This window comes from Pseudarthrobacter sulfonivorans (assembly GCF_024391045.1).
Classification (GTDB): Bacteria; Actinomycetota; Actinomycetes; order Actinomycetales; family Micrococcaceae; genus Arthrobacter; species Arthrobacter sulfonivorans_B.
Genome location: NZ_JANFCZ010000003.1, coordinates 22477 through 45310, shown reverse-complemented (window position 1 = coordinate 45310; position 22834 = coordinate 22477). Strand labels below are relative to the sequence as shown.

Here is a 22834-nt window from a genome sequence, read left to right as displayed (position 1 = left end):
GTGACGGCCTTGGGGCGCGGCCTTCCGTACTCCGGAGGATCTGATTCCAGAGCCTGCAGCGTGAGGGGACCGGATGGCTCCAGCCCGTCTTTCAGCAACCTCAAGGGCCACTCCGTTCTCTTCCAAGCCAGCTTGAGATAGGCCAGCGCTCCCGGCAACGTATCTGGCCAGCTAAACCTACTGCCGCCGGTGTTCGACGGACCTGCAATCCATAACCTTTGGTGGCGGGCAAATATTCCTCAAAAGTGCAAGACTAGGACGGACTCCGCCGCATCCGACGCGGTTCGTCCAGCCAGGAGGAAATTCATGTCCTTTGTCCGCACCCTTGCCCGGCCCATGCTGGCCTCCAGTTTCGTTTTCGCAGGACTGGACAAGCTGAAGAACGCCGATGACACCGCGCAGCAGCTCTCTCCGCTCCTGCAGAAGGCCGCCGCCTCGCTGCCTTTCCAGGCTGACGAGAAGATGCTGGCCAGGGTGATCGGAGGAACCCAGGTGGGTGCCGGCGTCCTGTTCGGGCTTGGCAAGTTCAGCCGCCTTTCGGCCACCGTGCTGACGGTCATATCCCTCCTGAACACTTTCGTGGAGTGGCGCAGCGCCGATATCAGCACCAAGCAAGGCCGCCAGGCCCGCCGAAACCAGCTGCTGAAGAACGTTTCCCTCAGCGGAGGCGCCCTGCTGGCCTCGGTGGACACCGCCGGGAAACCCGGCCTCGCCTGGCGTGCCGAGCACATCGCAGCTGACGCCCGGAGGACTGCTGCGGGGGCACGGAAGACCACCGGCAAGAAGCTCCACAAAGCGGACAAAGCTGTTCGCCGTGCAGTGCACGCAACGGGGGCATAAGGCCGCATGACCGGTTCCACCCCGCCAGCACTCCCCGATTCCGGCGATCCCATCCCGAACTGGCCTGCCCCGTTTGCCGGCCGTCCCATCAATGCCACGGTCACGGTGCCGGGTTCAAAGTCCCTCACCAACAGGTTCCTTGTCCTGGCCGCACTCGCCGACGGGCCTTCCCGGCTCCGGGCGCCCCTGCATTCCCGAGACTCTGCCCTGATGATCGACGCGCTCCGGCAGCTGGGCGCCACCGTCAAGGAGGTGCCCGGGGACGGCGCTTACGGGCCGGACCTTGAAGTTACGCCACTGAGCCAGAATGCGGAGGCATCACGCACGCACATCGATTGCGGCCTGGCCGGAACGGTCATGCGTTTTGTCCCGCCGCTGGCGGCGCTGCGGAAAGGTGCGAGCGTTTTCGACGGTGACCCGCATGCCCGGAAGCGCCCCATGGGCGCCATCATCGGGGCGCTCAGGGGGCTCGGCGTCACCCTGACAACGGACGACGGCGGGGCCCCCTCCGCGCTGCCGTTCACCGTTGAAGGCACGGGGGAAGTCCGCGGCGGGCACCTGGTGATCGATGCCAGCGGGTCGTCGCAGTTCGTGTCGGCCCTGCTGCTGGTGGGCGCGCGGTTCATCGAAGGCCTTCATCTGGAACACGTGGGCAACCCCGTCCCCAGCCTGGACCACATCAACATGACGGTGGCCGTGCTGCGGGGCGCCGGGGTGTCCGTTGACGATTCCACGCCCAACCACTGGGTTGTGGCCCCGGGACCTATCCGTGCGTTTGACCAGCGCATCGAGCAGGACCTGTCCAACGCGGGGCCATTCCTGGCGGCCGCCCTCGCCACGAAAGGCACGGTGCGGATCCCGAACTGGCCCGCCCAAACCACCCAGGTGGGAGACCAGTGGCGCACCATCCTGGCCAACATGGGCGCGGATGTCAGCCTCGTTGACGGAGTCCTGACGGTTACCGGCGGAGCCGAAATCAAGGGCGCGGATTTCGACGAAACCAGCGAACTCGCCCCCACCGTGGCAGCACTCTGCGCGCTGGCCACAGGTCCTTCCCGACTCACGGGCATCGCCCACCTGCGCGGCCACGAGACGGACCGGCTGGCAGCGCTCGTCACGGAAATCAACCGCCTCGGCGGCGACGCCGAGGAGACCACCGACGGTCTGGTGATCCGCCCGGCCAAGCTGCACGCCGGCGTCGTGCACAGCTATGCCGATCACCGGATGGCTACCGCCGGGGCCATCCTGGGGCTGGCAGTGCCTGGCCTCGAGGTGCAGGACATCGGCACCACCGCCAAGACTATGCCCGAGTTCCCGCAGATGTGGGCCGACATGGTGGCCCAAAGCTCAGACCCCGCCAACTGCATGAAAGGTTCCAGCGGTGGCCCGCAGCACTGATTCCTGGGATGAGTCCGATGTCCGGATCCGGCCCAGCAAAAAGGGATCCAGGCCGCGCACCAAGGACCGTCCCAGCCACGACGACGCCGTCACGGGCCGGATCATCACCGTTGATCGCGGCCGCTACACCGCGGTCGTTGGCGAGGACTCCGGGAATGAACGGACCATCATCGCCGCCCGCGCCCGGGAACTGCGCCGCTCCCCCGTGGTGGCCGGCGACTTCGTCTCGCTCGTCGGAGACGTCTCCGGGGACCCGGACACCCTGGCACGGCTGGTGCGGATCCAGGACCGCCGCACCCTGCTGCGACGCAGCGCCGATGACACTGATCCCATCGAGCGGGCGGTGGTGGCCAACGCAGACCAGCTGGTGGTGGTGGTGGCAGCCGCCAACCCGGAGCCCCGCACCGGATTCATCGACCGCGCACTGGTGGCAGCGTACGACGCCGGCATTGAGCCGCTGCTGCTCGTCACCAAGGCGGACGTCAAGGATCCCGCGGAACTGTTGGCGAACTATGAGCACCTCGACTTTCCGGTCATCATCAGCCGGACAGCCGATTCCGCCGCCTCGGGCATTGATGCGCGCTCAGACGACGGCCTGTCGGCCCGGCTGGACGGTGACGCCGTTGCGCAGCTCCGCGCCTACCTGGACGGCAAAGTCACCGTGATGCTCGGGCATTCCGGTGTGGGCAAGTCCACCATGGTCAACGCACTCACCGGAGCCGAACGGGCTACCGGCGGCGTGAATGCGGTGACGGGCCGCGGCCGCCACACGTCGTCGTCGGCCATTGCCTTGAAACTGGCGGGCGCTCCGGCCGGAAGCTGGATCATCGACACCCCTGGCATCCGCTCGTTCGGCCTCGCCCACGTGGATGCCGACCGGATCCTGCGGTCCTTCCCGGACCTGGAGCCCGGTACGGATGCCTGTGAGCGGGGCTGCAAACACAACGCCGCAGCCGTCAACTGCGGGCTGGACTCGTGGGTAGCCGAAGGGCATGCCGGTCCCACCGGCCCGGCCCGGCTCGCCTCCCTCCGGCGGCTGCTGGGCACCGACCCGCGCCTGGAAGGCCAGGAAACCAAAGAACTGGGCAGCATCAGCTAGCCTCCTGGAGCCGAGATCCCCGACCCTAAGGCCGATAGACGGTAGTTTGGAAGCATGATCCAACCCGCTTCGAGCTACAACGATGACCTGCGCCTGGCCCACGTGCTGGCCGATTCCGTTGATGACCAGACCATGAGCCGTTTCAAGGCGCTGGACCTGCACATCGAGACCAAGCCTGACCTGACGCCGGTCACGGATGCGGACAAGTCGGCAGAAGAGGCCATCCGCGGCCAGCTGTCCCGTTCACGCCCCCGGGACGCTGTCCTGGGCGAGGAATTCGGCAGCTCGGGCCACGGGTCCCGGCGCTGGATCATAGATCCGATCGACGGCACAAAGAACTTTGTTCGCGGCGTGCCTGTGTGGGCCACCCTGATCGCGCTCGTTGACGAGGGCGAGCCCGTGGTGGGCGTCGTCAGCGCGCCGGCTTTGGGCAAACGCTGGTGGGCCGCCAAGGGAGCCGGCGCCTACATGGGCAAGTCCTTAGCGGCAGCAACCCGGCTGCGGGTCTCGAATGTGTCCAATCTCGCCGATGCGTCGCTGTCCTACTCCAGCCTGGGCGGCTGGAAGGAACGCGGCAACCTAAATGAGTTCCTGGGCCTGACCGAGGACGTCTGGCGCACCCGGGCGTACGGGGACTTCTGGTCCTATTGCATGGTGGCTGAAGGCTCCGTCGACATTGCCTGCGAGCCCGAGCTGAACCTGTACGACATGGCTGCGCTGGTCCCTATCGTGGTGGAAGCCGGCGGACGTTTCACGTCTCTCGAAGGCCAGGACGGACCGTTCGGCGGCAACGCCCTTGCCACCAACTCCATCCTGCACTCCGAGGTACTCAAGCGGCTGAACCCGGATCTGGACGATCTCCTGTAGATCCCGTAATTCCGAATTTCCGACGGCTGGCGCCCCCTTTTGAGGGCGCCAGCCGTTGTTAGTTCGATAAAACTCCCATTCCTCAAGCGTGCGTAACAAACGGCTTAACATTTCCGCCGGGCTTTTCCGCTGTCGCGGCGATGTCCTACGCTTTTTAACAGGTCACGAGTGCCAGCGCTAAACCCCGGTTTGCTGGCCGGCAACCCTCCATTCGCGGCGGGGTGCCCCGGGTGACGACCAGGCCGGTCCTCAATGGACCCGGCAAGCGCGGATTCCCGGAGCCGGGAGTCCTTTTAAAGTGAGGTCTCCGTGACAACTGCCACTGTCTCCCCCGCCGTCCGAAACAACCCCGCCGATGTGCTCGCCGGCGACCTTGCCGCTATCGCAGGACGTCCGCTCTCCGCTGTCACCGGCGCTGAAATCCAGGCACCGCTGATCCAGGGCGGCCATGTCCGGTACGCCAACCTCGATTACGGCGCCTCAGCTCCGGCCCTCTCCGTGGTGTCGGCCTACCTCAACGAGATCCTGCCGTTCTACGCCAGCGTTCACCGGGGCGCGGGCTATGCGTCACAGATCAGCACGTCCGTCTATGAGAACGCGCGGAACATCGTGCGGGATTTCGTGGGCGGCCGGCCTGATGACTCGGTCATCTTCACCCGCAACACCACTGACTCACTGAATCTGCTGGCGGGTTGCCTGCCGCACACCGAGGGCCGGCCCGCCGGCGACGTCCTGTACCTGGACATCGAGCACCACGCCAACCTCCTGCCGTGGCAGGGCGTACCGCACCGCAGCGTGGTGGCCGCTCCCACCATCGCCGGCACCATCGCAGCCCTGCTGGCCGAACTTCAGGAGGGCCACGTCAGCCTGCTCGCCGTCACCGGTGCCTCCAACGTCACCGGCGAGATCCTCCCCATCCGGGCACTGGCCGCGCTGGCCCACGAACACGGCGCCAGGATCGTGGTGGACGCCGCCCAGCTCGCACCGCACCGCCGCATCAACATCAGCGCCGACGACGTCGACTACCTCGCCTTCTCCGGCCACAAGCTCTACGCGCCGTTTGGCGCCGGTGTGCTGGTGGGCCGCACGGACTGGCTCGACGCCGGCACCCCGCACCTGGCAGGCGGCGGGGCCGTCAAGGAGGCAAAGCTCGACGGCGTCAGCTGGGCCACTGGTCCGGCCCGCCACGAGGGCGGCTCCCCCAACGTCCTGGGTGCAGCCACGCTGGCCCGCGCCACCCAGGTCATAGCGTCCCTGGACCAGGACCTCTGGCATGCCCACGAGTCTGCCATCCGGTCCTACCTGGTGGAGGGCCTCCAAAAGCTCGAGGGCGTCACGGTGCACCAGATCTTCGCGGACGCCGACCCCGGCACCGGAACCATCGGTGTGGTCAACTTCTCGGTGGCCGGGTACGACGCCGGGCTGGTGGCCGCGTACCTTTCGGCGGAGCACGGTGTAGGCCTGCGCGACGGCCGGTTTTGCGCTCACCCGCTGCTGAAGCGCCTCGGCCTCCCGTCCGGTTCGTTGCGCGCCAGCTTTGGTGTGGGTTCCCGGTTGGAGGACGCCGAACGGCTGCTCGCCGGCCTCGAACAGCTGCGCCGTACGGGGCTGGGCTGGGACTACGTGGTGGATTCGGGCCGCTGGGTTCCAGCCAATGACACCCGCACGTACCCGGACTGGGCACCGAACACGCCCGGCACCGCCGGGGCTGCCCCCTGCCTCGACGACTAAGGTCCCGGCTAAGCGCGGGCGGTCCTCTGTCTGGGTGCCACGTCCCGGGCCGGGTTCCGGATGCCCAGAGCCGAGACGACGCCACCGATGACCAGGAGGATGCCGGTGGCGATCAGCACCCGGTGGAATCCGTCCAGGTTGAGCTGGTTCCCGGCGATGAGTCCCACGAAGGCGATGCCGACCAGGCCCGCTACGCGGGCTACCGCATTGTTGACCGCCGAGCCGATTCCGGATTGCTGTTCAGAAATCGAGCCCAGTATCGCCGCGGTCAGTGGAGCAACGGTTGCCGAAAGTCCTACCCCGAAGAGGATGATGCCCGGCAGGAGTTGATTCCAGTAATTGACGGGTGTTTGCGATGTCAGCATCAGGAAGTAGCCGAGGCCCGCGCCGGCCGGGCCCAGGGCCATGAACCAGCGCGGGCCGTAGCGGCCGGCCAGTGAACCGAACCAGGACGACAGGAAGATGTTCAGCAGGCTCACCGGCAACAGGGCGAGGGCGGCAAATGTTGCCGGGAATCCGGCCACCTGCTGCAGGAAGAGCACAATGATGAATCCGCCGATGGAGAGCGCGGCATAGATGAACATGGTGGCAATGTTGCCTGCCGCAAAGTTCCTGACGGCGAAGAGACTCAATGGCATCAGCGGCTGCTTCGCTGTTGCCTGCCGCCAGATAAACGCCGCAAAACAGGCGACGCCCAGGATCAATGGCAGCAGGATCCCCGGACTGGCCCACCCTTGCGTGCCCTGCTCGATCAGGGCATAGACGGGCCCGGCCAGTCCTAGCACGCAGAGCACGGCTCCGGGATAGTCGATGCGCACGCCTGCCTCGCGGACGTCGGCGGCACGAAGCACGGCCAGAAGCCACACCGTCGCCGCAATCGGCACAGCATTGATGCCAAATACCCACCTCCACCCGACGGAATCCACCAGGACGCCACCCACAAGCGGCCCGGCGATGAAGGCCACGGTGGTGCCGGCGGTCCACTGCCCAATGGCTTTGGCCCGGGACGCCCCGTCAAAGTGCGACGTGATGAGGGCCAGCGAACTGGGCACGAGCAGGGCCCCGGCAATGCCCTGCAGGGCCCGGGAAATGATCAGAACCTCGGCGGTGGGGGCGAACGCGCACATCAGTGACGTCACTCCGAAACCAAGCAGTCCGGCGCGCAGGATGAGGATGCGTCCGAGAACGTCGGAGAGGGAGCCCGCCAGCAGGATGAGCGAGCCGAGAGTGATGAGGTAGGCGTCCACCACCCATTGCTGGGTTGTCAGTCCGCCGCCCAGGTCGCGGGATATGGCCGGGAGGGCCACGTTGATGACGCTGCTGTCCAGGAAGGAAACGAAGGAGGCGAGAATCGAGATCCAAAGGACGAGTCTCTGGGCACGTGTCGTCGGAGGGAAGCTCACTCCTCCAGTAAACACCGCCCGCCCGGCTGCGGGCAGTTCCCCGGTATCAGGTAAATTCGGAGGATACCCATGGAATTCAGCTGAAGGAGGCCACACGTGGCACGGGGTGGCCCCAGGCTCGACCACGGACGACGACTGGAACTCGGACAGAGCTTCCAGGACGGCGGCGCACACTATCAGCGCGTACGCCCGGGCTACCCGGCCGATTCTGTGAACTGGCTGGTCCCGGCAGCGGCCCGCGACGCCGTGGACGTGGGCGCCGGGACCGGGAAATTCGCCGCGCTCCTGCTGGCGCACGGCCTCACCGTCGCCGCTGTCGACCCTTCCGCTGACATGCTCGAACAGCTGCGGGCGCACTATCCGGAGGTCGCGGCGACGCAGGGAACCGCAGAGGCGACAGGCCTTCGAGACGCGGCGTTCGACCTCGTAAGCGTTGCCCAGGCATGGCACTGGTGCGATCCGCTGCCGGCCAGCACCGAACTCGCACGGATCCTGCGGCCGGGCGGAACGCTGGGGCTGATCTGGAACCAGCTGGACACGTCGGTTCCCTGGGTGCACAGGCTGTCACGGATAATGCACGCGGGGGACGTCTATAAACCCGGTTTCCGGCCGCTGGTGGGCCCCGAATTCGCCGGCTTGGAGAGCCACGTGACCCCCTGGGAGGACCGCCTCGGGACCGAGAACATCATGGAGCTGACCAAGTCGCGCAGCTACTATCTCCGTGCCGGCGCGGCCACGCGGCAAAAGGTCCTGGCCAATTTGGACTGGTACCTGCACGAGCACCTTGGGCACGGCACTGTCGAGGACATCACCCTCCCGTACCTCACCCTGACCTGGCGTGCGGTGAAGGCGTGACGGCTGCAGGCCACCGGGTAGGCTTGACGTCGTGAAGACCAGCGCCCCCTCTTCCTCGATCGAGGACTACGTCAAGGTCATCTACAGCTTCACCGAGTGGCAGGACAAGCCCATCACGTCCACGCAGCTGGCTCAGCGCCTGGGCGTGGCCAACTCCTCGGTCTCGGAGATGGTCCGCAAACTCAAGGACCAGGGCCTGGTGGACCACAAACCCTACAGCGCCGTCACCCTCACTGCGGACGGGATCCGACTGGCCCTGTCCATGGTGCGCCGTCACCGCCTCATTGAGACATACCTCGTGCAGGAGCTCGGATACAGCTGGGACGAAGTCCACGACGAAGCCGAACTGCTGGAACACGCTGTGTCGGATACCTTCATCGAGCGTATGGCGGCCAAACTGGGCAACCCTGAGCGTGACCCGCACGGGGATCCGATCCCAACGGCGGACGGTGCCGTCCTGATGCCGGAGGCGCACCTGCTCGGCGAGCTTGATCAGGGCCACACCGGCCGGATCACGCGGATCAGCGACGAGAACCCGGACCTGCTGCGGTACCTCGCTGCGGAAGAAATTGATCTCGACGCCGAAGTGGAGGTCCTGGGCCGCAAGCCGTTCGGCGGTGCTTTGGTGGTGCGGATCAGTAACGCGGGCAGGACCCGGGACTACGATCTCGCGGACGAAATCACGGCCGCGCTCTGGGTGCAGACCGTCCGGCCCCACCCCGGCTGCATTCTCGGCGACCGGTGAATGAGGCACGGCGGGATGCCTGACTGGCGGGCCTGGCTGGCCGTCGCCGTCGGAGGGCTGGCCGGGACGGAGCTCCGGTACGGCCTGGGCCTCGCGTTCCCGGACACCGCCGCGGCCGTACCGTGGACAACACTGGGCATCAACGTGGCCGGGAGTTTTGTCCTGGCCGCCCTCACCACCGTGTGGATCGCCCGCCCGCACACCGCTTTTTGGGTCCGCGCCGGCCTGGGCCCGGGACTGCTCGGCTCCTTCACCACCTTCTCGGCAGTGATTTTCTCAATCGACCATCTGGCCCGGGCCGCGGAACACCCGGTGTGGCTGGTTTATCTGGGGATGTCGCTGCTGCTCGGCTTGGGGGCTGCCGCCGCCGGGTGGCGGACGGGGCGGCTCGTGGCAGACCGGTTGGCATCGTGAAAGGCCGCAGTCCGGTGACGGGGGCAGCCAAGTGATGGCAGCCGCCCTCGTGGGAGTATTCGGTGTAGCGGGCGCCCTGCTGCGTTTCGCCATCGACAGCTGGTTCGCACACCGCACCTCGCGGCCTGGCACCGCCGGCACACCCCGGCACTGGCCGTGGGCCACGCTGGTAGTCAATGTCACCGGCTGCCTCATTATTGGGCTGTCCATCGGTATCACCGGAAGGCTCGGCCTGGCACCCGAGTGGCAGACCGCCGTCGCGACCGGTTTTGCCGGCGGGCTGACCACGTTCAGTTCCTGGACGACGGCGACGGTGCGGCTCCTGAGTGAATCGCGCTTCGGTGCCGCCGCCCTCAACGTCGGCGTCAACCTGGGAGCGGGCTTCACCGCGGCGGCGATCGGCATAGCGCTGGCATCGTAGGTGGGGCGGGTCCCTGCCGTACTGGAGGGGTCCGGTTTGGTTCGGTCCCGTATCGTTGATTCTGATGATTAGCAGACGCGACGCGGCAATTGCCCTTGATGTACCGATGGAAATGGCCCAGCGCCACGGAATTCCCAAACGCCTTTCCGAGGCCGAGCTGGGCGAAATCCTGGACAACCCGCCGGCATGGCTGGTTCAGTCGCGGGCCAACCGAACCGGCAAACGCCCCGTGTGGGTGCATCTGGAATGCGCCGTCTGCGGATATGAGGAAGCGGCCCGGCCCAAGAAATGGTGGCCGGAGTTCACGTATGTTGTGTGCGAACACCATGCCCCTGCCGACGTTCCGCCGCTTCAGGAAGGCTTCATCAGGAGCGAATTCGACGGCGTTGGCACCCGCTTTGTGGGTATCGCCGACGTCGCTGCCCCGGCCTGATCGGGGGCATTTCCTTCCGGGCGGAACAGGCGTAATTTACGAAGTGGGACGCAGCCCGTCCCGCGTCATAAGGAGCACGCCATGCCGGACAAAACACCACACCAGTCGATGAACAAAAAGCCTGTTAAGACGATCAAGGAAAAACGGGCCGAGAAGAAGGCCAAGAGTCCCCTTGAAGGGGCCCAGGATCCCGTGGCACACCTGAAGAAACGCCGGTAGCCCTAGCCGTCGTCGGCCATTTCTTCCGGTAAGGCCACAAGGTCCAGTTCTTTGCCGTCCCTCAGCACGCTGACCGGCAGGGGCTTGCCAATCGCGTCGGCGAACAGCAGCTTCTGCAGGCTTTCAGCGTTGCTGACGGGGCGGGTACCGGCTGTCATGATGAAGTCACCGGCCCGCAGACCGGCCCTGTCTGCAGGCGAACCGGCCAGCACTTCCACTACCCTGAGTCCGTCGCGGCGCCCGGTCCTGATCACGTCACTGGCGCCCAGCCTGCTGGGAGTACTGACCACGCCGAGGTAAGCGCGCCGGACGCGACCGTCCTTCAGCAACGCCGAGATAATTCGCCGCGTAGTGGTGTTGATGGGCACCGCCAGCCCCAGCCCGGCGCCGGCCACCGCGGTATTGATGCCCACAATCCGGCCGTGCGAATCAGCAAGTGCCCCGCCGGAGCTGCCGGAATTGAGCGCCGCGTCAGTCTGGATGACGTCTTCGATCACCCTCCTGTTTCCGCCCTGCCAGACGGGAATGGCGCGGCCCAAGCCGCTGACCACGCCCGCGGTGACTGACCCCGCCAGGCCCAAGGGATTTCCGACGGCGATAACCAGCTGGCCCACCCGCAGGGTTTCTGCATCGCCGAACTGTGCCGGGGCCACCTTCGGAGCCCGGCCGCGGACCACGGCAAGGTCGGACAACGGATCCACTCCCACCAGTTCAAGTTCGGTCCGGCTGCCGTCAGCAAAAGCCGCGTGGCCCTGGCTCGTCCCGGCCACCACATGTGAATTCGTCAGCAGATAGCCGTCCTCGGTGAACAGAACGGCGGACCCGGCGCCCAGACGGAAGCTGCCGTTCCTTCGCTTGCCGGTCATTTCGATGGCAGCTACGTGTGGAGTGACGGTCTCAGCCACCCGCATCACTGTTTCCGAATACGAATCCAACGCTCCGCCGTCGTCATCTTCCTGGCTGGGGTTCCGGGCCCGTTCCATGGCACACCTCCAAGCTGCCTTTGTGGTTCCGGCCGCCGGGTTTGGTGCTGCCGGGATCCTATTCTGGACAACCGCGGCATGGCGGCGCGTAGTCCCGCGCCGGGTACGCCGTCGGTGAACAGGAACGTGCGACGGCGGCGGGCGGGGTTGCCGTTCGGACCGCAGGTCGTTCCGAACGGCTTTAAATGCCAAGAGACCCGGACGCAGGGTCCGGGTCTCTTGGCATGTCTTGCGACATTTCAAAATGTGGAGATGGGGGGAATTGAACCCCCGTCCGATGTCGTGTTGTCAGGGCTTCTCCGGGCGCAGTTTGCGTCGGATTTTCTCGGCCCCGGCCACGCTGCAAACAGCTGGCCGATCCGGGCCCAGTCATCTAAGAGTCCCGCTCACCCCGATGACGGGGGTAAACAGCAGTGGCTATCTAAATGACGCCAGGTTCCGGGGCAATAGCAACCTCGGGCTGACGGACTGTCTTACTGCTTAGGCAGCAAGAGCGAAGTCAGTGCGATCGTTAGATTTGGCACTTATTGTTTTGCAGACAGCGTTTACGAGATAATTCTGCATCCTCGGCCCGCTTCACCTGTCGCGACTAACATCGTCGAAACCGATCATCCCCGTATTTTGTTACCAAACCGGCTGAGCGGTGTGAACACCATCCCTGCCGGACTACCAATCATAACGCATCACCAGCGGAAATCATTCCAGCCGGGCGGACCTTACCGGCGGTTGCGTTCGCGCATGGCACGCAGCGCTTCGCGGTTGTCCTGCTGTTCCCGCAGCGTCTGCCGCTTGTCGTATTCGCGCTTACCGCGGGCGACGCCGATCTCCACTTTGGCCCGGCCATCCACGAAGTACAGCTGCAAGGGCACGATGGTAAAACCCGATTCCCTGACCTTGTGGGAGATTTTGATGAGTTCCTCGCGGTGCAGCAGCAGCTTGCGCCGGCGCCGGGCTGCGTGGTTGGTCCAGCTGCCCTGGTTGTACTCGGGGATATGGATGCCCTCCATCCACAACTCGTCGTTGTAGAAGGTGCAGAAGCCATCCACCATGGAGGCGTGGCCTTCGCGCAGGGACTTCACTTCCGTGCCCATCAGGGCAATGCCGGCCTCATACGTGTCAAGCACGAGATAGTCATGCCGGGCCTTGCGGTTGGTGGCCACCACTTTACGGCCACTTTCTTTGGGCACGGTGAAACTCCTCAGTTCTTGGATCCTGGTTGACTCCGGCCGGTCCGGCGCGGAGTCATACCAGTGTACGGCAGGCGCGGACCGGCGTTACAGCAGCCGCATGGGGTCGACGGCCACCCCGTTGAGCCACGTTTCAAAGTGCGCGTGGCAGCCGGTCGAGTTACCGGTGCTGCCCGAGTAAGCGATGAGCTGGCCCTGGGATACCTGCTGGCCGTTCGAGACGACGATGCTGCTGTTGTGGTAGTAGATCGTAGTCAGGGAGTTGCCCTGAACCACCCCGTGGGAGATCTTCACCCGCCAGCCGCCGCCGTCCGCGGAGTTCCAGCCGGAGGAGAAGACCTCGCCTGCCGCCGCAGCGTAAACGGGAGTGCCGCAGGCAGCGCCGAAGTCGATGCCGGTGTGGACGTAACCGCCCTGCCCGTAGAAGTCGATGGTGCCTGGCGGGGTTGAGCGCCAGCCGAAGCCCGAGGTGATGGGCACGTCACCCGCGAACGGGTGCCGCAAGCCAAAGGCCGACGGCGACCCGGTCACCGGCGCGTACGGTACCTGCGGGGGCGGGGCCTGTCCCTGTGCAGCGGCCCGGGCGGCGGCAGCCGCCGCGGCAGCTTCGGCGATCCGGCGCTGCTCGGCTTCCCAGGCTTCGCGGAGCCTGCGGTCGCGGTCGGCGATCTCGTTGGCCACGGCATTCTGGCTGGCCTCAACGGCCGCCATCTGGCTTTGGATACCCGGCTTGGCTGCCTGCAGTTCGGCGTCCAGTCGAGTGGTGTCTGCTATCAGTTGATCGACTTGTGCCTTCTTGGCTTCGGCCTCGTCGCGGGCGGCTTTTTCCCGTTCCAGGGCAGCGTCCGCCTTGACCTTGAGGTCCTTGATCTCGGCTTCCACGGCTTCGAGCCTGGCCTGGGAGTTCACGTTGGTGGCGCTCTGCTGGGACAGCTTGTCCATGGCGGCGTTCTGGCTGCGCATGGCCTGGTCCGCGAGGTCCATGGTCTGGGTGAGGCTGCCGCCGTTGTTTGCACCGAAGAACAGGCTCAGGTTAGAGGGAACACCGCCGGACTTGTAAGCCTGGGTGGCGATCTGGCCGATCAGCTTCTTGGTGTCGGAGATCTTCTGCTTATCAGCCTCAAGCTGCTGGGTGATTTTGGCTTTGTTCTGCTGCGCAAGGTCTACCCGGGCAGTCAGGGCCTCGACCTCCTTGACGGCACCGGCCACGCGTCCCTGGGCTTCCAGGAGCGCCTGCTGGGCTCCGGGCAACTGTCCCTGGTAGATGACCAGGTCGCCGGCGGCCTTCGCAATGCGGGAATCCACGAACTCCAGCGACTGCTGCACCCGGGCCGCTTCGGCTTCGAGGGCGGCGCGCTTGTCGTCCAGCTCGTCGGCGTACGCTGCGGGGGCCGAAGCACCCAGGCTCGCAGCGAGGATAAGAACCATGACGCCGCTAATCAGGCCGGTGCGGCGACGGGCAGCTGCCAGGTGTCCGGTTGCCGGGCGCTGCTGTGCCGGGCGTTCCGCCCGTTGGCGGGGCGCAGGTCGGTGCAATGCGTTCATCAGGATTCCTAGGTTGGTTTGCACAGAGCCTAAACCTTCAAATATCTGCGCAAGGTCAAGAGCGACGAAATTCCTGCCAAAGATCCGCCAAGGATCAGCAAGGCAGGCGCAAGAATAAGGGTTTGCCCGGGCGAGATGAAGGCCGTGTCCGGGTACTGCTTCGACAGGTATTCGCCGAGGAAGAAGTGCGCGACGGCCCACAGTGTTCCCGAGGCCAGCGCAGCGCCAATGACCGCGGCTATCACGCCCTCGAGGATGAAGGGCAGTTGGATAACCATCTTGGATGCCCCCACGAGGCGCATGATTCCGGTTTCCCGGCGGCGGCTGAAGGCCGACAGCCGGATGGTCGTGGCGATCAGGAGGATGGCACAGACGATCATGACGCCTGCGATGGTCACAGCCACGAGCGATGCCGCATTCATGGCCGAGAACAGCCGCTCCAGAAGCTGGCGCTGGTCAATGACCGTTTCGACACCCGGCTGCGAAGAGAAGGTCTCGCTGATGATCTGGTACTTTTCCGGATCCTTCATGTTGATGCGGAAGGAAGCGGGAAGCTGGTCCGGCGTGACTGAATCGACGATCGGAGAGTTGGAGAACTGGTCCTTGAAGTGCTTGTACGCCTCTTCCTTGGACTCAAACTGGAAGTCATTGACGTACTGGGCCACCGCCGGGGACTCCAGCAGGGTCTTCAGGTTGTCCTGCTGCTCGGGGGTGACGGGCCCCGTGGCGCAACCAGCCGCCGTCGAACCGTCACTGCAGAGGAAGATTGCCACCTGGACTTTGTCGTACCAATAGCCCTTCATCTGGTTTATCTGAAGCTGCAGCATGCCGGCGGCACCGACGAACGTCAGGGAGACAAAGGTGACCAGGATGACCGAAACCACCATGGAGACGTTGCGGCGCAGGCCACTTCCGATCTCACCGAGGATGAACGCGAGCCTCATCGCTGTCCCTCCCCTTCGCCAGGCTGGCGGTCACCCGGGGTGGGCGCCTCCTCGTCCCGGCCGCTGGCGTCGCGCAGCCGGCGCGACTGGCCCACCACAGGAATCATGGACGTGTACAGCGCCTTGGCTTCATCGCGGATCACAACACCGTTCTTGAGCTCAACCACGCGTTTACGCATTTCGTTGACGATGTCGTCGTCGTGCGTGGCCATGACCACTGTGGTGCCGTTCTGGTTGATCTTGTCCAGCACACCCATGATGCCCATCGAGGTGGTGGGATCGAGGTTGCCGGTGGGCTCGTCGGCGAGGAGGATCCCCGGGCGGTTGACCACGGCGCGGGCAATGGCCACGCGTTGCTGCTCACCGCCGGAAAGTTCGTGCGGAAGGCGGTTTTCCTTGCCTTCCAGGCCCACCGTTTTAAGGACTTCGGGCACAGTGTCGCGGATAACGCTTCGACTCTTGCCGATGACCTGCATGGCGAAGGCGACGTTGGCAAAAACGTTCTTCTGCGGGAGGAGGCGGAAGTCCTGGAAGACGACGCCGATTCCGCGGCGCAGCCGGGGAACGCGCCAGCTGGAAATCTTGGCAACATTCTGGCCGGCGACGTAGACGGCGCCGGACGAGGCACGGTCCTCCTTGAGGACCAGCCGGAGGAAGGTGGACTTTCCGGATCCGGAGGCGCCCACGAGGAAGGCAAATTCACCACGGTCTATCTCGAGGCTGACATCGTCCAGCGCAGGCCGGGCCGTCTGGTCATAGACCTTGGTGACATTATCGAATCGGATCATGGCCCTAATTACCCTGCATGGCACTACTGATGCAGCCCAGATCTGCAGCCGGCGCGCGGGCATTCGTTTAGGGGAATAAGAGGCCCCGGCCCCTCGACTATACGCAGTCTCTTTGCTGGATTTCAGCGGTTTCAGGGGTGTGTCGCGGGATCAGGGTTCCGGGCCCCGCCCCCTGTGGCCACCGGAGGGGTGTTACTTCTCGGCGTTGCGGTTGTCGGTCCGCCAGCGGATGCCGGCGTCGATGAAGTCGTCGATCTCGCCGTCGAACACTGCAGAGGTGTTGCCGACTTCGTGTTCGGTGCGAAGGTCCTTGACCATCTGGTACGGGTTCAGGACGTAGGAGCGCATTTGGTCGCCCCAGGAAGCCTTGACGTCGCCGGCGAAGGCCTTCTTCTCGGCGTCCTCCTGTTCCTTCTTCAGCAGCAGGAGGCGGGACTGCAGAACGCGCATGGCAGCGGCCCGGTTCTGGAGCTGCGACTTTTCGTTTTGCATGGACACCACGGTGCCGGTGGGGATGTGCGTGAGGCGTACGGCGGAGTCAGTGGTGTTGACTGACTGACCGCCGGGGCCCGAGGAACGGAACACGTCCACGCGGATTTCGTTGTCCGGAATGTCGATGGAGTCCGTCGACTCAATCAGAGGGATGACCTCGACCGCGGCGAAGGACGTCTGGCGGCGACCTTGGTTGTCAAAGGGGCTGATCCGCACCAGGCGGTGCGTTCCGGCTTCGACGCTCAGGGTTCCGAAGGCATAGGGGGCCTTGACTTCGAAAGTTGCCGACTTGAGGCCCGCCTCCTCGGCGTAGGACGTGTCCATCACCGTGGTGGGGTACCCGTGGCGTTCGGCCCAGCGGAGATACATGCGCATCAGCATTTCGGCGAAGTCGGCTGCATCGACGCCGCCGGCGCCGGCCCTGATGGACACCACGGCTTCGCGTTCGTCGTACTCTCCGGAAAGCAGGGTGACTACTTCCAGGTCCTTCAGTGACTTTTGGATTGATTCAAGTTCGGCGGCGGCTTCGCCCATGGAGTCGGCGTCGTCTTCGTCCTGGCCGAGTTCCACCAGGACTTCCAGGTCGTCGATCCGCGCCGCGAGCTTGTTCAGCCGTTCCAGTTCGGACTGGCGGTGCGAGAGCCTGGAGGTAATTTTCTGGGCCGCGGCGGGGTCGTCCCACAGGTCCGGCTCGCCGGCCCGTTCGCTCAGTTCGGCGATGTCTTCCTTCAGTGCCTCGACATCGCTGACGCGCTCGATGGAGTGGTACGTGGCGCGAAGGGCGCGGATTTCTGCGGAAAAATCAATATTGGCCATGGTTGTTTAAGCCTACGCTATCCGGCCGGAGGCCCGGGCTCCTTCTGATCCGCGGTGGCACCTCAGCGCGTGAGCCGTGACCGGGCGGTGGATGCTGCTTCGATCCGGATCCCGTCCGGCACCAGGAAGTTCACAACAGGCGGGTGCACCACCGAGCTGAGAACCACGACGGCGGTGGAACCGTCCGGGCTGCCGGTCCCCTGCGACACAGCCAGCTGGTCGAACCGGGCCGACGCCGGGCTCCGGGCGACGAAGTCCGCAGCCACGTTGCGGACGCGTTCGGACCCGAGGACGGCGGAGGGGCTACCGGCCGGCCCCGCTACTTCCCCCAGGGTGTAGCTGTCAGCGGCGGCGAGCGACGCACCGTCGGCGAGGGACAACAGCCGCTTGTGCTCGAGGTAGACGCTGGAGATGCCGATGACCACGGTGACCACAAGCAGGGCGAGCGCGGCGTAGCCAACGATCATCACCATCATCTGGCCGTCTTCTGCCGGGCGCTCGGGGCTCATTGGATCTTTGCGTGCCGCTGTAAGGACTTCAGGACAGTTCATCCGGCGCTCACCTGAACCGGCCGACCAACTGGGTGGATGAAGCCTCAACTTCGCTGGCCTGCAGCCTGAAGTCATCCTTGAAGGGCACGAATGGAAGCGGCACGGTGAGGTTCACGGTGACAGTGACAGCCGTTCCCGCGGCCAGACAGTCGGCGGGATCGCAGCGTGTGGAGACCTGGGCGGTACCGCCGTCATGGCCAAAGTCCGCAAGGGCTATAAGGGCTGCCCGTTCGGCTGCTGCTTGGCCGGAGACCGGATCGGGCTGGGCGACGAATACTTTCGCCGCCTGGTCTGCGGCCCCCACGACCGCAAATGACCCGCCCTGGATCTGGCCAATGGTGATGATGAAGTACACCAGCGGGACCATCAGAAGTAGCGCCAGGAATGTGAACTCCACGACCGCGCTACCCGCTTCGCTATGTTCGGTCGCATTGGGCTGTGACCTCCGAAAGTGCGGAGCACCTTGCTGCCTGCACAGAGCCTCGTTGAGTCGATTCACGAGGCGGGCCCGAAGCCGGCGACACGCAACGCTGCGGGAGGGCTGGATATCGACGTGGGCAGGCGGCGTGTCAGGGCTGGATGGCAGCATGGCCCTTCACCTCCAGGAGGTCCCGTGGCCCAATGAGCCCGATGACGGGCATGGGCGCCTTGATGGTGACCTCCAGCGTGCGCAGTCCCTGGAACGTCACCTCGGCGGTGCTGATGTCCTGCGCGAACTCAGCGTTCAGTGCAACTCCGATCAAGTTGGCAGCACGTTCCTCCGCATCTGGGGCACCCCGGTCGGCGAGCGTTCCGTAGCGTGCGCCCGAAGCAGCCGCATCAATGAGCGTGTTACGGACGTGCAGGACCAGTGTCAGTTGGATGATGGCCAGGAAGAACATGGTGAGCAGGCCGCCCACCAGCACAAAGTCCACCACGGCGGACCCCCGTTCCTCTCTGCGCCAATCCTCGCCTGCGCCGGGAGAGTACCGACCGGAGCGGCACTGGCCAGCCTCCGGCATGCCCTAGCTTCCCACCTTCTCCATGGCCTGGTTGAACATCGCTTCCAGAGCCGGCCCGGCCAGTGCGAGCAGTGCCGCGACGAGGACGGCAGTCATGAGCGTGATCATTACCCAGCCGGGCACGTCGCCACGTTCGGGGTGGTCCGGACGTGGCGACGTGCCCGGGACGTGGCCGTGGTCGGCAACCTCCCGACCACCGGACGCCGCGACGCCGACATCGGCCAGACGACGACTTCGTCCCAGTGCCGGAGTGCCTGCCCATGCCCAGAGGCCTGCCAGTAAAGCGAGGCAAAGGCTGGTCGAGATTCCCAGATTCTTCATTTCGATTCCATTCAGTAGGTAGTACGGCGGTCGAGAGGGTAAACGTCGTTGGGTATGTGACAGCTGCGGGAAAGTCACGGCTACAGGCCAATGCTGATGGCGGCAATGCCGGGGAACACGGCGAACACCACCGTTAAAGGAAGGACACCGAAGACAAGGGGCACCATCATGGCGATTTCCTTTTTGCCCGCCGATTCCATCAGGTCCCGTTTGGCCGTGTCCCGGACATCGCGAGCCTGGGCCCTCAGGACATCCGCCAAGGGTGTGCCGCGTTCGACGGCGACGATGATGCCGTCCACAAATCGGAGGAGCGGGCCGAGGTCTGTCCGTGCCGAGAACTCCTGCAGCGCTTCCACCAAGGGTTTCCCGGCTCTGGTTTCAGCAAGGATCTTGGAAAATTCCTTGGCCAGCTCGCCGTTGGCGCTGCGGCATACCCGGTCCAGCGCTCCGGTAGCGCTTTCGCCGGCGCCGACGGCCAGAGCCATCAGTTCGGCCAGGCTGGGAAACTCAGCCATCATCCTGGTTTCACGCTTGCTGATCTGGACGCCCAGCCAGAAGTCGCGGAAGAGAAATCCGCCGAGTGCGCTGCCCAGCACGGCCACCACGGCAAGGAACGGAGTGAAGCGGCCGGCCACTGCGCTCAGCACCACCAGTGCCAATGATGTGACGAATCCGGCGACAGCCCACAGCAGCTGCTCCGCGCGGAAATCCACGGGTGATTTGTTGATTCCCGCCTGCGCCAGCCGGCGGGTCAGCGCCTTAGAACCAAGGTTGAGCCTGCCGAGGGCGCTGAGGCCGTCATGAAGCAAGGGACGCACAATTCGTTCCAGAGGCCCGAAGGGCGTGGCGTTCTGTCCACTGACTCGCAGCAGCCGGGATTCCAGGTTCTGCGACTTCAGCTGCGGCTCAATGCGTTCGGCAAAGCTGAGTGGACGCATGAAGGGGAGCCTGACGAACAACAGCCACAGGCCCACGCCGAGGACGATGCCGAAGATAACGGCGGCCGCTGAGGTTCCGCTCATCGGAGCACCCTTTCGTCCTGCGGCAGAGCGCCGATGCGCAGCATGATCGAATAACAGACAAGGGAGACCACCAGCCCTCCCAGCAGGACGCCGGCACCTATGGGGGTGTTGTATGCGTCCACGGCTTCGGGACGGGTGGCCAGCAGGAGCATCACTATCCAGGGCGCCGCAACCGCCAGCCGAGCGGCATTAACGGTCCAGGACTGCCGGGCTTCCAGCTCGCTGCGCGTGCGGGCGTTCTCACGCAGGAATTCGGCCAGGGTTCCGAGGAGCTTGCCCAAGTCGGAGCCACCCACTTCACGGGTCAGGCGGAGGGCCTCGATGATCCGGTCCGCGACGGGATCCGCGAGCCGGTTTTTGAGCTTGTTGAGCGATGCATCAAATTGGCCACCCGCTCGGTAATCCGCACCGAAGTCCCGGAACACGTGCCGGAGTTCTTCCGGCCCCTTCTCCCCCAACTGGATTAGAGCCTCCGGCAGGGAGAGGCCGGCGCGGATGGCCGACCGAAGGTGATCTACCACGTCCGGCCAGAGTTGGCGCAACACAGCCGTCCTCCTGCTGGCCCGCCAGCGCACAATGCTGACGGGAAGCCAAGCGCCGAACAACCCGAAGCACACGGACATGGGCCAGGACCCCGAGATCACAAAGAAGACCAGCACCACGAACAGGCCGAGACCCAGGCAGGAAGCCACAAGCCCGGCGGCCGTTACTTTCTCGATTCCCGCGGCGGCCAGCAGGTCCTCAATGCGGCTGGCCCTGGGGCGGCGGCTAACCGGCGTCGGCTTTTCCCAGAACGACCACCAGATGAGGAAGAAGCCCGTTCCGGCAAGTACCCCGAGCAGCGGCGCCATCAGCGCGGCTCCAGCAGCGCCGCGACGTCGTACCCTGCCCCGGCAAACTTCTCCGCCGACGGCATGCTGTTGGCTCTCGGCTGCAACTGGCCGTCGGCCATTGCGAAGACCATGGAGGATTCGATGATGCCGTTCTCCACGCGCCGGCCGAGCGAGAGGATCTCGGTGACCTGCCGGCGACCATTGGCGTGCCGGCTGCAGTGGACCACCAGGTCTATACACGACGCCACCGTAGGCACGACGAAGGCCGATGAGATGTTGTCGCCCGCAAGCAACGGCAGCGTACAGATCTTGGTGACGGCGTCGTGTGCTGAATTTGCATGGACGGTGCACATCCCTGGCAAACCGCTATTTAAAGCAATCAGCATGTCCAGGCTCTCGGCTTCACGAACTTCCCCAACCACCAGCCGGTCCGGGCGCATCCGAAGCGCTTCCTTCACGAGTCTGCGCAGTGGAATCTCGCCCTCACCCTCGAGGTTGGGCTGCCGGCATTGCAGTCCCACCACGTCCCGGAGCGGAAACTGAAGTTCGAAAATTTCCTCAACGGTGATGACCCGTTCGCGGCTGCCAATGCTCGCAGCCAGGCAGTTGAGCATGGTGGTCTTGCCCGCTTGGGTGGCACCGGAGACCAGGATGTTCAGTCCGCTGGAAACGGCCGCACCAAGGAATCGGGCGGCCTGTGGAGTCAGAGTACCCAGCTCAACCAGGTGCTCCAGTCTGCTGGCCTTCACCACAAACTTTCGGATGTTAACTGCCCAGTGGTGGCGGGTGACGTCCGGGATGACAACGTGAAGTCTGGAACCATCAGGGAGTGCGGCGTCGACAAAGGGGGATGACATGTCCAGTCGCCGGCCCGAACTCTTCAGCATTCGCTCCACAAGGTCGCGCACCTGCTGGTCCGTGAGGCTGAGCGATGTTAGTTCCGACTCGCCGTTCCGCGCCACATAGATTTCGTTAGGCGCATTGATCCAGACCTCTTCGACGGAGGGGTCGTCCAGGAGCGGTTGGAGGACCCCGAAGCCGGCCACGGCATCGAAAACAAACCTGCGTGCGGTCTCGAGCGGACCTATCGGCGGCAGCGGTCCCATGAGGGCCCGCTCGTCGTAGTCACTGACAGCCGCCTCCACAAGGCGGCGCACTTCCCCGGCCTGCCGCAGAGGGTCCAGGCCCCGACGTCGGATCAGCTCGCGGACTTCGTCTTCCACGATGCGCACGGCATCCATAAGTTCCCCAATACAACTGCCGCCCCCGGTGGAGGCAGTTCAACTGAGGTACAGCCTAGGCAGGCGGAAGCATGCAGCCAAGTCAAATGTGCAGGGTTGTGGATAACAAGGGTCAAACCTTTCACATTGGCAACACCCTGAACACTGGTTGCACCAGACACTGCAGTGTTAGGGTAGGCGCGTTAATGCCCGATATTCCCAGTTCGCCGTCTCACGAACTGCAACCCCTAGTGATGCGCTTAAAACGGCGCTCTACTGTCCCCGGAGCCTAAATGAAGCGGAACCAGCCTAACAATCACCGTCCCCTGCTGCATGTCCTGGGGACAGCAGTCCTGGCTGCCGCTCTTGTGGCGGGCCCCGGCCTGGCAGGCGCCGCCTTTGCTCTGGAACCCAGCCCTACCCCCACATCTGATGGGTCGACGACAGCCGTCGCTGCGCCGACCCCGGCGCCTTCGACGGCGGTCCCTGAGTCGGTAGCATCCTCCTCGCCAGTGACTTCGGAATCTACTGTCCCGGCTGCGCCGGCAGTTGCGGCACCAGCCGCTCCCCTGCCTGCAGCATCCAACGAGTCCATGGCGGCCGCGGTGGGAGCAGGCGCAGAGATGGGGCAGCGCTCTGCCCGTGTGACAGCGTCTTCCCCTTCGGCCAGCGTGCGGATGCTGACAACGGAGTCGTTAGGCACCGA

General features: G+C 65.0%; 25 protein-coding genes, 1 other RNA gene and 1 riboswitch. Of the genes, 11 read left to right on the top strand and 15 right to left on the bottom strand.

Annotated elements, in window-relative coordinates; translation table 11 throughout:
• The first annotated feature begins 306 nt into the window (after positions 1-306).
• From NQJ30_RS02930 to NQJ30_RS02910, 5 genes are all read left to right on the top strand, one after another.
• A complete protein-coding gene (locus tag NQJ30_RS02930) occupies positions 307-840 on the top strand; it encodes a DoxX family protein (RefSeq protein WP_255768238.1) in 534 nt (177 codons plus the stop codon).
• Between the two features lie 6 nt (positions 841-846).
• The gene (aroA, locus tag NQJ30_RS02925) at positions 847-2238 is read left to right on the top strand and encodes a 3-phosphoshikimate 1-carboxyvinyltransferase (RefSeq protein ID WP_255768237.1); all 1392 of its coding nucleotides are present in this window, start codon (positions 847-849) and stop codon (positions 2236-2238) included.
• Positions 2222-3337, top strand: coding sequence for a ribosome small subunit-dependent GTPase A (gene rsgA / locus NQJ30_RS02920; protein WP_255768235.1), 1116 nt, complete (start codon positions 2222-2224; stop codon positions 3335-3337). Before aroA ends, rsgA begins: the two co-directional genes overlap by 17 nt.
• Before the next feature lie 54 nt (positions 3338-3391).
• The gene (gene hisN, locus NQJ30_RS02915) at positions 3392-4204 is read left to right on the top strand and encodes a histidinol-phosphatase (RefSeq protein ID WP_255768234.1); all 813 of its coding nucleotides are present in this window, start codon (positions 3392-3394) and stop codon (positions 4202-4204) included.
• A gap of 160 nt (positions 4205-4364) precedes the next feature.
• Positions 4365-4478: riboswitch (SAM riboswitch) on the top strand.
• 35 nt (positions 4479-4513) lie between these two features.
• On the top strand, positions 4514-5935 hold the full coding sequence (locus NQJ30_RS02910) for an aminotransferase class V-fold PLP-dependent enzyme (RefSeq protein WP_255768233.1): 1422 nt from the start codon (positions 4514-4516) through the stop codon (positions 5933-5935).
• A gap of 8 nt (positions 5936-5943) precedes the next feature.
• Here the strand turns inward: NQJ30_RS02910 and NQJ30_RS02905 are convergent, their stop codons facing one another.
• Positions 5944-7338, bottom strand: coding sequence for an MFS transporter (locus NQJ30_RS02905; RefSeq protein ID WP_255768232.1), 1395 nt, complete (start codon positions 7336-7338; stop codon positions 5944-5946).
• A gap of 96 nt (positions 7339-7434) precedes the next feature.
• Between NQJ30_RS02905 and NQJ30_RS02900 the strand changes: the two genes are divergently transcribed.
• From NQJ30_RS02900 to NQJ30_RS02875, 6 genes are all read left to right on the top strand, one after another.
• Positions 7435-8193, top strand: coding sequence for a class I SAM-dependent methyltransferase (locus NQJ30_RS02900; RefSeq protein ID WP_255768231.1), 759 nt, complete (start codon positions 7435-7437; stop codon positions 8191-8193).
• 31 nt (positions 8194-8224) lie between these two features.
• Positions 8225-8938, top strand: a complete 714-nt coding sequence (locus tag NQJ30_RS02895; RefSeq protein ID WP_255768230.1) for a metal-dependent transcriptional regulator — start codon at positions 8225-8227, stop codon at positions 8936-8938.
• 15 nt (positions 8939-8953) lie between these two features.
• Positions 8954-9352 (top strand): fluoride efflux transporter FluC, encoded by a 399-nt coding sequence (locus tag NQJ30_RS02890; protein ID WP_255768229.1) that lies wholly within the window; start codon positions 8954-8956, stop codon positions 9350-9352.
• Between the two features lie 34 nt (positions 9353-9386).
• On the top strand, positions 9387-9773 hold the full coding sequence (locus tag NQJ30_RS02885) for a fluoride efflux transporter FluC (RefSeq protein ID WP_255768228.1): 387 nt from the start codon (positions 9387-9389) through the stop codon (positions 9771-9773).
• A 64-nt stretch (positions 9774-9837) separates the two neighbouring features.
• Positions 9838-10206, top strand: a complete 369-nt coding sequence (locus tag NQJ30_RS02880; protein ID WP_255768227.1) for a hypothetical protein — start codon at positions 9838-9840, stop codon at positions 10204-10206.
• Positions 10207-10287: 81 nt separating this feature from the next.
• A complete protein-coding gene (locus NQJ30_RS02875) occupies positions 10288-10425 on the top strand; it encodes a hypothetical protein (RefSeq protein WP_255768226.1) in 138 nt (45 codons plus the stop codon).
• A gap of 2 nt (positions 10426-10427) precedes the next feature.
• Here the strand turns inward: NQJ30_RS02875 and NQJ30_RS02870 are convergent, their stop codons facing one another.
• From NQJ30_RS02870 to NQJ30_RS02805, 14 genes are all read right to left on the bottom strand, one after another.
• The gene (locus tag NQJ30_RS02870) at positions 10428-11408 is read right to left on the bottom strand and encodes a S1C family serine protease (protein WP_255768225.1); all 981 of its coding nucleotides are present in this window, start codon (positions 11406-11408) and stop codon (positions 10428-10430) included.
• Positions 11409-11652: 244 nt separating this feature from the next.
• Positions 11653-12024, bottom strand: a transfer-messenger RNA (tmRNA) gene (gene ssrA, locus NQJ30_RS02865).
• Between the two features lie 100 nt (positions 12025-12124).
• Positions 12125-12595 carry an SsrA-binding protein SmpB gene (gene smpB, locus NQJ30_RS02860; protein WP_255768224.1) on the bottom strand — a complete coding sequence of 157 codons (471 nt, stop codon included), beginning with the start codon at positions 12593-12595 and terminating at the stop codon, positions 12125-12127.
• An 87-nt stretch (positions 12596-12682) separates the two neighbouring features.
• Complete coding sequence (locus NQJ30_RS02855) at positions 12683-14140, bottom strand: peptidoglycan DD-metalloendopeptidase family protein (protein ID WP_255768223.1); 1458 nt, start codon at positions 14138-14140, stop codon at positions 12683-12685.
• Positions 14141-14169: 29 nt separating this feature from the next.
• The gene (gene ftsX, locus NQJ30_RS02850; protein ID WP_255768222.1) at positions 14170-15084 is read right to left on the bottom strand and encodes a permease-like cell division protein FtsX; all 915 of its coding nucleotides are present in this window, start codon (positions 15082-15084) and stop codon (positions 14170-14172) included.
• A complete protein-coding gene (gene ftsE / locus NQJ30_RS02845; protein WP_255768221.1) occupies positions 15081-15872 on the bottom strand; it encodes a cell division ATP-binding protein FtsE in 792 nt (263 codons plus the stop codon). Before ftsE ends, ftsX begins: the two co-directional genes overlap by 4 nt.
• Positions 15873-16064: 192 nt before the next feature.
• A complete protein-coding gene (gene prfB, locus NQJ30_RS02840) occupies positions 16065-17180 on the bottom strand; it encodes a peptide chain release factor 2 (protein ID WP_255768220.1) in 1116 nt (371 codons plus the stop codon).
• Between the two features lie 62 nt (positions 17181-17242).
• On the bottom strand, positions 17243-17689 hold the full coding sequence (locus NQJ30_RS02835) for a pilus assembly protein TadG-related protein (RefSeq protein ID WP_255768219.1): 447 nt from the start codon (positions 17687-17689) through the stop codon (positions 17243-17245).
• A 49-nt stretch (positions 17690-17738) separates the two neighbouring features.
• A complete protein-coding gene (locus NQJ30_RS02830; protein WP_308215143.1) occupies positions 17739-18128 on the bottom strand; it encodes a hypothetical protein in 390 nt (129 codons plus the stop codon).
• Positions 18129-18300: 172 nt separating this feature from the next.
• The gene (locus tag NQJ30_RS02825) at positions 18301-18645 is read right to left on the bottom strand and encodes a TadE family protein (RefSeq protein WP_255768405.1); all 345 of its coding nucleotides are present in this window, start codon (positions 18643-18645) and stop codon (positions 18301-18303) included.
• A 90-nt stretch (positions 18646-18735) separates the two neighbouring features.
• A complete protein-coding gene (locus tag NQJ30_RS02820) occupies positions 18736-19053 on the bottom strand; it encodes a hypothetical protein (protein WP_255768218.1) in 318 nt (105 codons plus the stop codon).
• An 80-nt stretch (positions 19054-19133) separates the two neighbouring features.
• A complete protein-coding gene (locus tag NQJ30_RS02815) occupies positions 19134-20075 on the bottom strand; it encodes a type II secretion system F family protein (RefSeq protein WP_255768217.1) in 942 nt (313 codons plus the stop codon).
• On the bottom strand, positions 20072-20926 hold the full coding sequence (locus NQJ30_RS02810) for a type II secretion system F family protein (protein WP_255768216.1): 855 nt from the start codon (positions 20924-20926) through the stop codon (positions 20072-20074). The genes NQJ30_RS02815 and NQJ30_RS02810 overlap by 4 nt, the downstream gene beginning before the upstream one ends.
• Positions 20926-22149, bottom strand: coding sequence for a CpaF family protein (locus NQJ30_RS02805; RefSeq protein WP_255768215.1), 1224 nt, complete (start codon positions 22147-22149; stop codon positions 20926-20928). Before NQJ30_RS02805 ends, NQJ30_RS02810 begins: the two co-directional genes overlap by 1 nt.
• Positions 22150-22834 lie beyond the last annotated feature (685 nt).